The sequence below is a fragment of the Paenibacillus sp. V4I9 genome, from assembly GCF_030817295.1.
GTDB lineage: Bacteria > Bacillota > Bacilli > Paenibacillales > NBRC-103111 > Paenibacillus_E.
The window spans coordinates 6,700,739-6,714,772 of sequence record NZ_JAUSZE010000001.1; the positions used below are offsets into that span (position 1 = coordinate 6,700,739).

Annotated in this window: 9 protein-coding genes and 2 pseudogenes; 3 read left to right on the forward strand and 8 right to left on the reverse strand. The window is 47.0% G+C overall.

Annotated features, from left to right (window positions below; all coding sequences use genetic code 11):
- Nucleotides 1–288 precede the first annotated feature (288 nt).
- The 3 genes from QFZ81_RS30755 to QFZ81_RS30765 are packed head-to-tail and all read right to left on the reverse strand — an operon-like array spanning nucleotide 289 to nucleotide 3,339.
- Nucleotides 289–1,449, reverse strand: coding sequence for an SMP-30/gluconolactonase/LRE family protein (locus tag QFZ81_RS30755; protein WP_307438337.1), 1,161 nt, complete (start codon nucleotides 1,447–1,449; stop codon nucleotides 289–291).
- Nucleotides 1,450–1,480: 31 nt separating this feature from the next.
- Complete coding sequence (locus QFZ81_RS30760; RefSeq protein WP_307438336.1) at nucleotides 1,481–2,491, reverse strand: zinc-dependent alcohol dehydrogenase family protein; 1,011 nt, start codon at nucleotides 2,489–2,491, stop codon at nucleotides 1,481–1,483.
- Nucleotides 2,488–3,339 (reverse strand): SDR family NAD(P)-dependent oxidoreductase, encoded by an 852-nt coding sequence (locus QFZ81_RS30765; RefSeq protein ID WP_307438334.1) that lies wholly within the window; start codon nucleotides 3,337–3,339, stop codon nucleotides 2,488–2,490. Before QFZ81_RS30765 ends, QFZ81_RS30760 begins: the two co-directional genes overlap by 4 nt.
- Before the next feature lie 279 nt (nucleotides 3,340–3,618).
- Between QFZ81_RS30765 and QFZ81_RS30775 the strand changes: the two are divergent.
- Nucleotides 3,619–4,279: pseudogene (locus tag QFZ81_RS30775) on the forward strand (TetR/AcrR family transcriptional regulator).
- A gap of 197 nt (nucleotides 4,280–4,476) precedes the next feature.
- Nucleotides 4,477–5,139 carry a stalk domain-containing protein gene (locus tag QFZ81_RS30780; protein WP_307438329.1) on the forward strand — a complete coding sequence of 221 codons (663 nt, stop codon included), beginning with the start codon at nucleotides 4,477–4,479 and terminating at the stop codon, nucleotides 5,137–5,139.
- Between the two features lie 458 nt (nucleotides 5,140–5,597).
- On the opposite strand, the gene QFZ81_RS30785 is transcribed toward QFZ81_RS30780, so the two are convergent.
- Both QFZ81_RS30785 and QFZ81_RS30790 read right to left on the reverse strand, forming a co-directional pair.
- A complete protein-coding gene (locus QFZ81_RS30785) occupies nucleotides 5,598–5,927 on the reverse strand; it encodes a carboxymuconolactone decarboxylase family protein (RefSeq protein WP_307449328.1) in 330 nt (109 codons plus the stop codon).
- Nucleotides 5,928–5,960: 33 nt separating this feature from the next.
- Nucleotides 5,961–6,341, reverse strand: a pseudogene (locus QFZ81_RS30790) (tautomerase family protein); the annotation flags it as partial.
- A gap of 109 nt (nucleotides 6,342–6,450) precedes the next feature.
- Between QFZ81_RS30790 and QFZ81_RS30795 the strand changes: the two are divergent.
- Nucleotides 6,451–7,329, forward strand: coding sequence for a LysR family transcriptional regulator (locus QFZ81_RS30795; protein ID WP_307438327.1), 879 nt, complete (start codon nucleotides 6,451–6,453; stop codon nucleotides 7,327–7,329).
- Between the two features lie 184 nt (nucleotides 7,330–7,513).
- Here QFZ81_RS30795 and QFZ81_RS30800 read toward each other — a convergent pair whose 3' ends face one another.
- From QFZ81_RS30800 to QFZ81_RS30810, 3 genes are read right to left on the reverse strand one after another with little or no spacing between them, the layout of a single operon-like run.
- Nucleotides 7,514–9,205 carry a hypothetical protein gene (locus QFZ81_RS30800; RefSeq protein WP_307438324.1) on the reverse strand — a complete coding sequence of 564 codons (1,692 nt, stop codon included), beginning with the start codon at nucleotides 9,203–9,205 and terminating at the stop codon, nucleotides 7,514–7,516.
- A 33-nt stretch (nucleotides 9,206–9,238) separates the two neighbouring features.
- Nucleotides 9,239–11,356, reverse strand: a complete 2,118-nt coding sequence (locus tag QFZ81_RS30805) for a phage tail protein (protein ID WP_307438322.1) — start codon at nucleotides 11,354–11,356, stop codon at nucleotides 9,239–9,241.
- Nucleotides 11,357–11,385: 29 nt separating this feature from the next.
- Nucleotides 11,386–13,620, reverse strand: a complete 2,235-nt coding sequence (locus QFZ81_RS30810; protein ID WP_307438320.1) for a putative baseplate assembly protein — start codon at nucleotides 13,618–13,620, stop codon at nucleotides 11,386–11,388.
- Nucleotides 13,621–14,034 lie beyond the last annotated feature (414 nt).

Here is a 14,034-nt window from a genome sequence, read left to right on the forward strand (position 1 = left end):
TATAGATTAATGAATAAAATAAAATGAAGAATGGATTAAATTGCTAGAACGCAAAGCAAAACAGTTAAATATTATGACTAACTTGCGGGGGAAAATTAGTTTAGATCTAAAAGATGGGACTCTTTCTATCTATTAAAAAGCATCAAAACTGAGTCACTTTCATAATTACTTTAGAAACCCAACTTGTTGCATTTAGTTTCACTGATGAGGAGAATGTCAATCCTTAATTCCTTCAACCAAATATCTAAAGAAACCCCAACTGGTACGTAATTAGGGTTTCTCGGAGCATTATTTTGTTAAAAGCACGCGATGAACGCCTTTACTGCCTCCAGGTGCCGTTCCTATATATAAATATCCGTTATGGTTTGCAGCCGTAGTTACGCCATTCAGCGAACCTTCCGGATCATGCCAGCTTCCGATAAGTTCTCCCTGTGGGCCAAACTCCGCAGCAAGCCCCTGCTTCGCCGGTGCGCTTGCGCCGCTAAGCAGCGACTCTGGTACTTTGGCCATGATACCGGCCAACCACGGGCTGCGATGCATCTGATCTGCAAAAGAAAGGCGAGTCGTAAAGATCCCGACCCAGAAATGACCCTGTTCATCACGCGTAATGTTATCTGGAAAGCCTGCGAGATTGTCCGCAAAAATATCAGATGTCCCTTTCTTTGGACCCTTGAGCCAGTATCTGGTCAACTGATAATGATACGATTCCGCCACAAGCACGAAATCTTCATCCGCAGACAAGGCAACCCCGTTCGCAAAATAGAGGCCTTCTAACAGGACGGTCGTCTGTTTGGTCATTGGATCGTACTTCAGCAAGCGTCCATGCGGCTTGTTCTCGGCAATTTCTCTGAATGTCACACGTCCATAGTTCGAGGTATCCGAAAAATAAATGGAGCCGTCCCGGGCAATATCAAGCTCGTTAGCTAAATAGATCGGCTTGCTGTCCACTTGATCGGCCAATACCTCTATGTTCCTGGATTGGTTTATAGACAGCAGTCCCCTCTTGATATCAGTAACGATCAAATCGCCTTTGGCATCAAATTTAAGTCCATTAGGCGTTCCTTTGGTGTCTGCAAACACTTGGGCCTTTTGCGGATTGCCCTCTGCATCGAAAGGAACCTTGTAAATTTTCCCGTCCGAATCCCCTGTATATAGCTGGCCGTCTTTATCGAATGTAATGAATTCCGGGAATTGCGGGGCATCTGTAACAAGCTGAGCAGAGCTGAGTTTGTTGTTCTGTTTCCAAGGGCCCGCTTCTTGAAAAGAGGGAGCCGTCGGTGCCAGCCATTTTACCGGTTCGATAGGTGAAGGAACTAGTAAGAAAACAATGACTCCAAGAAGGAGCACCGCAAGCAGCGATAGCCCCGCTCTGCGCATTTTACGTGGTGAGCGTTTTGGACGATTCACGCCTTCAGTAGATTTAACGGAACGAATTTGAGCATTTGGCATTAGAGTGCCTCCTATGTCTTTTAAGTGAGATTTAAATTTGGACTACGATTTTTCCGAAATATTGCTTTCCTTCAGCCAAGAGCGCGAATGCTTCGCCAATTCGATCTAGAGGGAATACACGGTCGACGACGGGATGTAAACGATGATGGGCAATCGCTCGATTCATATTTTCAAAGTGATTCCGGTTGCCGACTTGACTGCCGCGAACCGTTGCGGCTTTCTGCAAGATGCCCGTGACATCATATTCTGGAATGGTCAAGCCCGATAAGAACCCGACCATACTCAAGGTTCCTCCAATGCGAAGCGCATTTATGGATTTAACCATCGTTGCCGCTCCTCCAACATCCAGAACATGATCCACGCCGCCAGTCAGTTCTAACACTGCTTTATCCCAATCGGGAACTTCCGAATAGTTGATCGTTTGCCATGCACCGAGAGCTTTTGCTCGTTCCAGCTTGTCGTTGCTGCTCGATGTGATGATCGCTCGTGCTCCGGCCATAAGAGCGAATTGAAGCCCGAAGATGGAAACACCGCCTGTTCCTTGCAGCAGCACGGTATCGCCCGCTTGCAAACCACCGTATTCGATTAGCATGCTCCATGCGGTTAATGCCGCGATCGGCAAGGTGGCAGCCTCCTCCCAAGTGAGGTGATCGGGAATATGGACGATTCCGTCTTCATGTAGAACGACATACTCCGCCGCTACTCCGTTCAACGGACCTCCCAGACTATCTTCTAATACCCCCGGTCTTGGGTTGCCGGCAAAAAATCGCTGTTGCAAATTACCCGCTACTCGGTGTCCGACCTGAAACCTTGTTACTCCTTGGCCAACGGCTACAATTTCTCCCGCTCCGTCTGATATTGGAATGAAGGGGAATTTGATTTCAATCGGCATTAATCCGCTGAGGATCACTAGATCCCGGTAATTCAGAGAAGCTGCCCTCATGCGGATCAGCACCTCATGGGGGCCTGGTGTTGGAATCTCGAGCTCCGTTAAGGTTAATTCCTCAAAGCCGAAGCCGTTTGTCAGTTGTATAGCTTTCATCGAATTGTCCTCCCTGCAAGATCAGATTGATTACCTGTATTCTTATAATTATTAGTATTGCCGGATCCTCCGCGTGGACGAAGCATGCCTCCAACAAGTCGAAGACCTTGCTTGCGTGTTATGAATCGCGATAACTGCGCCCCGATATAATTCTGCATACCCGGAACGACATATATTTTCCCTTCCTTCAACGCACGAAGTGCAACCTCTACGACTCTTTCCGGCGTATCTTTCTTTCCAACGGAGGCTTCTTCCGTTCCTACAACATTAAAGAAGCTGGTGTCCGTCGAACCGGGACAAAGTACGAAGAATTTCACACCGCGGTCGCGATTTTCCCACCATAACGCTTGAGTAAACGACAAGACGAATGCTTTCGTTGCCCCATATACGGCCATATAGGGAAGCGGCTGAAATCCAGCGGTTGATGCAACATTGATAACTGCACCTGAGCTTTTGCGCAACATGTCCGGCAAGAACAAGTGGGTCATATCTACAACAGCGGCGACATTGAGCATCACTTCTTCATGTTGACGCTCACCTGACACTTGTTCAAACAAACCATGTGTAGCAAAGCCTGCATTGTTGATCAGCAGTTCGATATCCACTTTCAAAAGTTGACATTGCTGATATAACTCGCTGGGCGCGCCCTCTTTCGCAAGATCCATTGAGATAACCTCGGCTTTGATGCTATACATCTTTTTGAGCTCTGATGCCAGGCTCTCAAGCTTGCTCTCCGATCGGGCCACGAGTACCAAATGGCTGCCTTGTTTGGCCAGTTGTCTCGCGAATTGCTCTCCAATACCGGAAGAAGCTCCCGTGACGAGTGCCCATTTTCCTTGAAATGTCATAGTGTTACTCTCCTTTTAGATACTGTGTTATGACATAGAAACAATGTTACCAAGTGTTTAAAAGTAATCCTCAATTTCCAAGAAAATTAAGAGTCATCCGTCATTCGGTAACAGTGTTTCCCATTGATTTCATTGTAACTACACTTTTTTAGAAAGTCAATACGATTTTGGAACATCACATGTCTCATTGACAACTATCCATTCACTGTATAAAATTCTTTGTAAGAAATTAAGAAACTTTGTTTCCTGACGAAAACACGATAACCGAAGGTGATGATTATGAGCGACCAGGATAACTCCGTTAATACGAACACACGAGTGTTGAAAACCTATCAAGAGGCTCGCTTACAGAATATTGAAAATCTCCGCAAGCTCGTTGTTGATGCTGCAGCCACGCTCTTGCAAGAAGAGGGACCGGAAGCCGTTAGCGGTGCGTAAAGTAGCGCAGAAAATGGATTGCTCGACAAAAATCATTTATAGCTTATTTGTCAATAAAGAGGGATTGGCTCAGCAGTTGTATCTGGAAGGTTGTAAGCTTCTCGCTAACGAATTCGAGGGGACGCCGCAAGCTGCTGATCCGGTGCAGCATTTGCTGAATCTAGGGGAAACCTTTTGGCAATTCGGGCAACGTTACTCCAGCTATTATAAGCTGATGTTCGGAGGAGCCTTCGCAGATTTCAAACCGGACGAGGAAAGCCTGCATGGCACCGCAACAGCCATGCGGCAATTATTGACCTTGATCAGCAACGCGCAAGAGCAAGGACTGATTCCTGGCCAGTACGACACGGAATCCGTTGTACGAATAGTCTGGGCCTCTCTCCATGGCGTTATTCATCTTTACATGGGTGGACACTTGGGAGATGTGCAATCGGCCCATTCCGTATACAGGCTAACGTTGTCAATGATAGTCAGCTCGTTACTGCCAGATTACAGTACCTAATACGGGATCCTGATCCGGTTGACAAGTTTAACCGTAGATATAAATGCCATGCTCCTCCGTAAACGTCAAATAGCCCCCAACTTGAAAAGATGGGGGCTATTTAACGTTTACCCATAACATCACTTGTGTTTCCTTTATTTGTCATATATATTAAGAAAGGAAATGTATGGAAAAAAGGAAGCAAGGGAGAGATATTTGTGAAAAGAACGATAGTTTCTATTGTAGGGCTTTCGATGATTTTTGGCGCAGCAGGTGGAGTTTACGCAGGAGCTAATTTGCAAGAAATTAAAGCTTATCTGAACAACGATATTAAAGTAAAGGTTAACGGAAATACAGTTCAGTTATTGGATGCTCAAGGGAATGTAGTAACTCCAATTACATACGATGGAAGTACTTATTTACCTGCAAGAGCTATTGCAAGTTCACTGAACGTAGCTGTAGATTATGATGCTGCATCAAACAGTGTTTTGTTTGGAGAAAAAGTCGAGGGTACTCCTGTTAATGCTTTTCAAACTTTTTATCAAGCTATTAAAGACCCTAATTTAACCAAATATAAAAATAAGGATTATGGGGAAGTCATTAAGGATACAGCATATTCAGGATCGAATTTCACATTAGAGCCGAAAGGGAAGTATCAAAAACTTTATTTACAAGTTGCTGCTATAGGTTCAGATGTTGAAATAAAAATTCAAGACAAAAATAGCATTTTACTTAAACAAGACACAGTGAAGATAGATGATGGATTAAAAACAATCGAAGTTAATGTGGCTGGACTAAATGAAGTTACTGTCATTTATTCATATGAAAATAACGATAAATCAGGTATTTTTGTACCTTTAACTACTTCTTACTATAAATAATATAAATCAAAATTTGTAGTTCAAAACGAAGCACCATTTTCAAGACCCTGTCTTGAAAATGGTGCTTTTTTTGCATAACATCATACCAAATGAAAGATACATTTCTTTTTATTTCATTTGATATTGAAAAAATCCAACTGAAACAATGTGGTTTAAGAATTCGGCATATAAATAAATTCCATCTCTTCTGTGTTACGGTTATTCATACTTTCTTACCATTCAAGCGCCAACTGAAATGATAAAGTACGATATATCCATGACTACCCAACGAAGATGGGGTCTTTTTGACGTTTACCCAGTACTATTATGTAATAAACTGGGTAAACGAGATGATAACCTAACTTGTTATTTTTTCTATTGTCCACCGCAAGCGGCAGTCCGCGAGGGCTGAGCTCCTGACGCATCGCTGCCAGTGATGCGCGCTCCCGCAGTGGTTAGTTACACACCTTATCCTGTCTTTATGAGTTGTCCTCGAATACATCCTTCGCAACTTGAATCGCAGATGCGGCACGCGGCCATCCGGCGTAAAACGCGAGATGGGTCAACGCTTCGATCAGTTCTTCTTCGGTCAAACCGTTCTCTTTTGCTAAGCGGAGATGATAAGGAAGCTGCCCTGTAAGTCCTCCGGTGACTAGCACTGATATCGTAAGGAGACTACGTTCCCGAAGCGATAATTGTGCTCTTCTCCAAACGTCCTCGAAGAGCACATCTTCCGAATAACGTACGAAAGAAGGGGCAATATCCCCAAACAATTCACGGGCGTTTAATACAATTTTTCGATGCTTCATACTTATGCCTCCCTCCTTGTTGTCTGGACGTTCGATCATTTGCGCAACGCCGTTACCGAATGTCCAGTCCTCGAATTCCGTATCGACCAGTACGACGAATATGTCTTCTTTCCTCATGTTAAGCGTATCTGATAATAGTTCGGCTAACTTTCCGTAAAAGCTTATTTTCTGCTCGGTGCTTCTTCCGGATTTGAGCGCGATTTGAATATAGAGCAGCCCGTCACTTCGCTCTATGTTTAAGTAATTCCGACTATAATAAAATTCGCTTGCTTTGTGCGAGTGGAACACTTGAAAGTAATCGTCTTCCGGCACAGTGAAATGCTGGATTAGAGCGCTCATAATCGCTTGGCTAATGATGGGCAGTTGCTGTGTCCCATATTGATTTTCCATGTAGCTTACTCTGATGAATGGCATTTTTATATCACTCCTTCAGCAAGATACCCTAATTGTACTTCTCACTTCTTTATTTGTATAATTGAATAAAATGATATACTAATTCAAATTAATCGATGGAGAGAATGCCATGGACTTAAAGGAACTAACTACGTTTCAAACCATTATTCAAGAAGGAAACTTCACCAAAGCAGCCACGAAATTGAATTACGCACAGTCTACGATTACAAATCAAGTCCAGCGGCTGGAGAGGGAATTGGGCATCCAGCTATTCAAGCGAGGATGGGATGCGGAGTTAACGGCTTCTGGACAAATTTTTGCCGCGGAAATTAACAAGCTCATTCAACACTGGAACCATGTAACTGAGCAAGCGAAAGCTTTGCAAAGAGAGGATATCGGCTCCCTGCGCGTCGGAGGGCTTGAATCGTTGATAGAGCATGTGCTACCCAACTCACTGCGACGATTTCGGGAACATAAACCAAAAGTATCGTGTCACTTTGTCAATGGAAACACCGACTCCCTATCACGCGCGGTACTCCAGAATCAATTGGACTTTGCCATATGCGGAGAGCCTACCGATCTTTCTTCTTTTCGCTTCGAACCGCTATATAACGAGAATATCTCCTTTATTGTAGCGAACAGCCATCCCTTGGCCGAAAGAAACGAAATAATACCCTTTGAAGAACTGCTTAACTATCCGATGATCGTTGGCGGAAATACCTGCTTGTATTACCTGAGGTTATCTAAGCAATATTCCCATTACACCGAAACTCCTTTTCTATATACAGTGAGTCAAATCTCGGCTATTCCTGGGTTCGTTCAGCGAATCCCTTCCGTAGGAGCCGTTCTCGATTCCACGGCGTTACCCCCGAATGTCGTGAAAATACACGTCGAACTGAAGGATTCATCCATCCCGGTCGGCCTGCTGCAATTACGTAACACGGAGTATACTTCATCATCCAAAAATCTTTTAATGCAATATGTAAAAGAGGAACTGCGGCCAAACTAAGCGTATTGATCTTAAGCTTTTGGAAAACTCCGGATTTCGCTTCCTACAGTGACTCCACCAAACACAAAAAAACACGCCTTACTTGGCGTGTATAAATTTTGTTTTTTTGTGGATGCCTTTGAGCCAACCGAACCATCCATATTACGAACTCATCCTATGTCCTATAGGAGAGAGCACACTAGTACTACTCAGCCCCGCTGCCCGCCGATGCAGCTTCTCTCATAGCCGAAAGCGCTTCGTCTAGTGAATCAACGCCACCACTGGCACTTCCCAGTGCAGTACTGGCCATTTCCGCGCTATACGCCCACCAACGCACACGTACATTCCCCGGCTCCGAAGTTTGCTGTACCTTCACACCAATGCGGAACGTGCCTTTTTGTGGATAGGCAATCGTGCCAATCTTCACTTCTGGCGCATCGGGTTCAAACTCGCTGCCTTTGAACACATCGGAGGCTCCGCCGTATACGCGGTCCCCGCTGGATAGCATTTCGGAAAAAGCTTCACCGCTGCTCTCTTCCAAGCTAGTGATGATCAGCACGTTGCCCTCGCCAAGTCCATGTGCGATTTCGCCGGAGAAGAAGCTTTTCGTTGCTCTCCCGAATGGGGACACAGCAATCTTCGTGAAAGGCTCGATCGGAATGTCCACGACACCGCTCAGCATACCCGCAATGCCGCTGCCACCGCCTGCTGGAATGCTTAAATCAAATGAAAGCTCGCTAATCGCTTTATTGAAGTTAACCTTGAATTCCGGAGGCTGTCCTGGCGCCAAGGTTTTCACTTTGGACTTCGTTACGAACTGACCGGATGTTTCCTCGCGGTACTCGTTCGCTTGAGCAAGCCTGTACATAACCGAGGAATTGTACACGTATTCGCCAAATGGCACTTGCTCGACACTTTCAATGACATAGGTTGGTCCCACTTGAACAAGGCATATTTTAGCCAAATAAATACAAGGTTCTGAAGGGGCTTCTAAGGAAGCTTCCAAAGATTGTTTCACGAAGTCGGACATCAACCGTTCCCGCACGGATTCGCCAATAATCTGCACTTCGCCAATAGCTTGAGTCTGCAGCTCCAACTGCCTGTCGTCCAACTTCAAAACAGCCGTGCTCACCTGCACACCAATCGTGCCCTTCACGGAAGTCGTACTATCCGCTCGCAAAAGCACCTTCATTTCATACTCGCTCTCTTGCCCATCCTGCGGCTCTTGGAACTCAATCGTTGCTCCTTCAATCGCCTCTACGCGTTCAGCAGCCAGCTCATATTGAAAGGACAGTCTGCCGGCCTTAAGAGTCTTCTCGAAGCGCAGCTTCATTTCGAAGAGCTGACCTGGATTCACATAACGAGGTGTTGTTTGAAGCACGCGCACCCCAGAATCTTGATAAAGTACAACCGTCTGATCGGACAGATTTGCCAAAGGCAGTGAGGCTGGATCAGGCGCATCTTCCCGGATAAACAAACGATAGCTTTCCAAAACACGATTATAGTCATTAATTTCGTCGGAACGAATAGAAGAATTAGCCACCGCGTGAACGGGTTCTTTTTCCTTTTCGTCATAGGCAATACATAGGTATACGTTCTTGGCATACTGATTATTGCTGAAACCGTCCATCATCGATAGCTTCAATGTCATCGGAGAAGGCACGACAATTTCCCGGCCAAGCGTGTCGATCGCAGCTCCCATCTCTACAGAAACTGACTTTTCATCGACCGCGACAACTTGCAGACCCGTAAGTACCCCCGAACCATGCAGCAAACGGTTCATCATTCTGCGCTTATCGTTGAAATACTTTTGCTCAGACTCGAAATCCCTTACCGTCAGCAGCTTTCCATAGAAATACCGATTGCGCTCAAACGGGTAATAGCGTGTTTTTTTCATAAGTATCCCCTCACCTTCCAAGACTCATTTCGTTTATTCGATTTCGGAATCCAATTCCAAGCGAGTATGTATGTCCATTCGTTTATCGCGATCTACGTCAATCAGCACCGTATTGTAAGGCATCGACGAACGCTGATCAAGTGTTAACAGGGTAGGCTCTGATAAGTAAGTATTAATGCCAAGATAGGTATGCATGTCCGCGTACATCCACGGTTGTAGAACGATTAATTTGCCTTCGGTATAGGCTGGTTTTTGGTCTTCGATGATTTGCTCGATGGTTAGCCGCTGTGCGTCTGTCTGTACGAATTCAGGCTTTAACATAATGCAGAAGCAATAAGGATTATCCCCATATAACTGGGCAAAAAGCTGCCGCAGCTCCGATGTCTCCTGCATTTGTTTAAACTGAAAATATTCCAGCAAAAACGGTTCAGACCCTGTGTAAATCTTAAGCATGTTCATCATGCCCTCGCGAGTACCCCGCAATTTGTAAAGCTCAGGGGCCTGTTTGATCAGCAATCTTAGCTTCGTCTCGCCCCATGCCTCATGATCCGTGATAGCCAGCCAGCGACCTAACCATTCCAGATAAGTGCCGGATACTGCATCCGGATCAAAATGAGAGGAAATACGGTCTATTTTATCCTCCATATCGTCAAAGAACGTGCTGAACATCGCCAGAAACCGCTCCAGAAAAGGGCTATGATCCTCGTCCTGCTGATAAATCGGCGGCAAGTAGGCAATCAGTGACGTTCTCGGGAAGTAGACCCGAAGCTTTCGGATGTAAGGCGATTTTTGCTCGCTGCCTACCAGCTCGATTTTGAACCATAGATAACGGCCTCTGGCATTCATCAGAAGAGCATCCTTCGGATTCAGAATGGACTCCGACCATAAGTCACGCGTCGCAGCCAGCTTATCTCGAATCGAAATGCTTGGATCCGTCAAATAGCCCGTATAATTTACGTATTCGCCATCAATGAATCCTTCACTTTCATCCGATGTAAAATAGGAAAAACGAACCTGCGTTTCCTCCGGAATATCGGCTTCTAGACGAATCTTATGCCACTGTGTCTCCGTCTCCGTCGTATCCAGCTCAGCCGAGAAATAGATGGCCTCAGGAAGCTGAGTCCCCTCAAGCAGCATCGTACGGGCACGAAGATCAAGCAGGCTAATCTGACCACTTATCCGATCAAAAACATACAACCGATTGCGCCCATCATGGAGCAATTTATCCGTTCGCCCTCGGAAGCTAGTCACTTTATCAAACTGCTCACCATTTCCGCGAAACTTTAGAATAAACCGCTCCGTTACTCCCTCTTGCTGTGCGTATCCGCTGTCCCCTATATAGATATTATGATTCGTATCAATGGAAATACCGGCAAAGCGCCCTTCCTGCTCCAGCTTAAAATGAAACGGCTCCCGACCATCTTCATGGAACACCGTTACCGTTCTGAGCTGTGCATCCAATAGAACTAATTTACCATCCGCAGCAGCGGTGTAATAACGCCCTCGAAGTGCAGCAATTTCAACTGCTTCTTCCAAACGGTGTGCTTCATGCTCGTACACATGTACCACATCACCTGCCGCGTTCCACTGTATAATGCCAATCCTGCCGCCTTTAGGGACTTCAGGACTTCCATTCATACCAATCGCAATGTCCAAAGGGACCGCCACGTAAAGCGAATTCGCCGTTGTTAATCTCGTATTAACCGCGAGAGGGAATAATTCTAGCCCTCCCCAATCATGGATAGCCCACATCGTCTGTCCATTGGAAATCGAATAAACTGCAAGTCTTCTCTCGCTTTCAACGTGGGCATCTGCTATCACCAAAAGATCTGACATAGAAGCCAGCATCGCTTGATGGCTAAATAACTGATGACCCTGACGAAATAACGACTCCCGATGACGACTTTCATCATCATAAATCCATACATTCGAAGCCTCGTCTAGCAAAAATAGTTTCCGACCTGGCCCGACCGTCATCTCTTGAATAGGATGAATGCCTTCCAGCTCGTCTGTGCGAACGATGCGATGAATGCTGTATTTTTCTGTCTGCTGAATCGAAAATCCTTCGCTCTGCATATGAATATTGGCTTCATATCCCTGTTCCCAGTCAAGCGGTTTGTTAAGTGAGAAAAACGTTTGTCCATCCTGCATCGTTCGACACCTCTTTTCCTAAATAAGGATTATAAATCCGTCTGACTAATGGTTTCCACTTCATGCTCACCGGAATAGACCAAGGCATAAGGCGGGATATGAATGTCACCAGCGCCATCCTTGTGGAAGCCTGTGCCCTCGGCGTCTATCCAAATGTCCTGCACATAGACAACCCCTTTTATCCGGGAAATAACGCCATAAATATCGCCCTTATACACGGTTCGGCCAAAACGCCAGCCTTCCGATCCTTGCCCATGATCCATCGGCTGTAGCAATAGTCTGAGCTCTTGCATAATTCGGCGCTGTTCATCTTTGTGCTTGGGTTCCATCACCACGACAGCGTGAACCGTTATTTTAATATATTCGGCGGGAATCACATGTAGTTCTGTGGTCAAAAGACGATGCCGATCTAGATGCTGCTTGATCGTTTGCAAGAAACCCTTGCCAGCTTTCGGCTTATCGCTCTCGCTGTAAGGGACGACCACGACGGTCATCTGAGCGGGCGCTTTGACCTTCGGATAATCCCGCATGCCTAGCTTGTATAACGGGATTGCCTTTACACGCGCGACACGCAGACCCGGCGTCGCCTTCGCGATCGCCTCGTAGTCCTCGCCAGTCACGGCCCGTGTCGGCGTGTCGAGCTCGCGCCGCACGCGAAGCTTCGCCTGCGTGAGCGTCTCCGCTTCGAGGCCGCCTCGCGCCGGGAACGGATTCGTCACACGCACGCCTTTGGTATTCGTGAAGCCGGTCACGAGGCCATCCTTCACGTTGCCTCGCACACCTCCGCCCGCTTGCAGCGCCAGGAACCGAATGTTCGGTTCCACGGACTTGGGCGGAGTGAGACCCGCTTCGTTATTGCCGAAGCGGATCGTTCCTGCTGCAGCGTCGTAGACGTAATGCCTGTCCGTAGACTTCGAATTATCGAAGTCATCCACGGACTGCCAGTCGTCCCAAACGACGTCTCTTTCACCGCGTGGCCGGTAACCAACCTGCAGCAGCATGCTGCTGGGCTTATACATCCGGCCACGGCTGACTTCAAAGGTCTGCCCGGGCAGACCTCTGCTGCCCCCGACAAAACGGCCGTAGTCGAACTCGGCCGTATAGGCAATGAGCCGTACCCGCTGCGGACCCTGCGGCGGGATACTCCCGTTCACCCCGTCGCCAAAGCGCAGACGGGTGGTGCGCAGAGCCGAGTCCTGCTGCAGCTGGCAGCAGCGATCATCCGGCTCGCAGTCCTCGAGCTCCGCGACGATGTGCCAGTCGCGCCAGTGCCCTTGCTCGTCCTGCACCTGCACAGTGTGCAGGCCGTTGTAAGCGAGATACGAGCTTACTTCGAAGCTCTGATCAGGCTCTCCAGAACTGTTGAAAGCAGTGACTTCGCTGAAGGTTTCCTGCTCTGCTGCTTTCACCGCATTGAGACTAACCTTCTCAATCTTCGGAGACAGTTCATAGCCGTCCTCCTCGAGTGTACAGCAAATCCAGAATCGGCTGCGATCATCCGCAGGGTAAAGAGCAATCGGCTTCATCTCCGACGTGATCCGAAACCGGAGCTCGCCGCTTTGTGACAGATGAACCGTTGAGTCGCTTATCTGTTCGATCGGCAGCCAGCTTTCGCTTTGCCCCTGCTGCCCAGCCCCCGCGAACGTCCAAGCCACTTTAGCAGACGAAATCATCGGCGTTGTCCCATCTTCACGGTGACCCACGGTTACCGGATAGCGGTCAAATAACTTAAAGAAGATCGAGATCTCCGTTTGCTCAGTCAGCGCTCTATCGAAACCGAGATACAAATGCGCACCCTTACGCGCTTCAGGTCCAAAAGCATAATAAGCAATCTTAGCCTGATTATTGGATGTAAAATCGCCAGCCGCCGTCTCCGTACGGACTAGCACTTTCTCAAGCTCGGAAGGAACAAGATGCACCGTGTCTACTGTCTCAAACCGCTGGTCCATCGCTTGCAGCGGTGTCCCCTTGGGGAGCACAAGCTGCTGCTGTAATCCAGCAAACGCTACATCACAAACCGCAGATACGGCTTCACGAGGGCTAATCCCAAGCAGCTTCAGAAACTTCCGCTCACTGCGCTCCGTCACCCGGTTTAAGTAATACTGCTGCATCTCCGTCATCCAAGACATCAATTCCAGCAGCGTAATCCCCGGGTCATGTTCATTCTCATCCGTCCACTCCGGAAAAAGCTTCGGTATCGACTTCCGAGCCTCCTGTACCATCTGTTCAAACATACGATCATCCAAATTGGGTATTGGCAGCACTTGTGCTCACCTCCTTCGATTATTACTAACCCCCACCAACAAGACCATCCATCACCAATCAGCTACTTTAACGATATAAAACATCGCTAACCCACCAGCCAGCTCATTTATTCCTACTTTAACGATGCAAACCATCGTTAAAGTTGCTCGATACTCACTCTCAACCACTAATCAGCTACTTTAACGATGAAAAACATCGTTAACCCGCCAACTAGCTCATTTAATCCTACTTTAGCGATGTAAAACATCCTTAAAGTTGCTCAAGTCTCCCGTGCAACCACTCATCGGCTACTTTAACGATGAAAAACATTGCTAACCCGCCAACCAGCCCATTTATTCCTACTTTAGCGATGTAAAACATCACTTACCAACCAAATAGAAGTCTCTAGAAGCTCCTATTATTTGCTCTTTTCC

What these genes read in the sequence shown, in the direction of transcription:
- QFZ81_RS30755 (WP_307438337.1), bottom strand. Translation starts at nt 1,449, where the DNA reads ATGCCAAATGCTCAAATTCGTTCCGTTAAATCTACTGAAGGCGTGAAT.
- QFZ81_RS30760 (WP_307438336.1), bottom strand. Translation starts at nt 2,491, where the DNA reads ATGAAAGCTATACAACTGACAAACGGCTTCGGCTTTGAGGAATTAACC.
- QFZ81_RS30765 (WP_307438334.1), bottom strand. Translation starts at nt 3,339, where the DNA reads ATGACATTTCAAGGAAAATGGGCACTCGTCACGGGAGCTTCTTCCGGT.
- QFZ81_RS30785 (WP_307449328.1), bottom strand. Translation starts at nt 5,927, where the DNA reads ATGAAGCATCGAAAAATTGTATTAAACGCCCGTGAATTGTTTGGGGAT.
- QFZ81_RS30795 (WP_307438327.1), top strand. Translation starts at nt 6,451, where the DNA reads ATGGACTTAAAGGAACTAACTACGTTTCAAACCATTATTCAAGAAGGA.
- QFZ81_RS30800 (WP_307438324.1), bottom strand. Translation starts at nt 9,205, where the DNA reads ATGAAAAAAACACGCTATTACCCGTTTGAGCGCAATCGGTATTTCTAT.
- QFZ81_RS30805 (WP_307438322.1), bottom strand. Translation starts at nt 11,356, where the DNA reads ATGCAGGATGGACAAACGTTTTTCTCACTTAACAAACCGCTTGACTGG.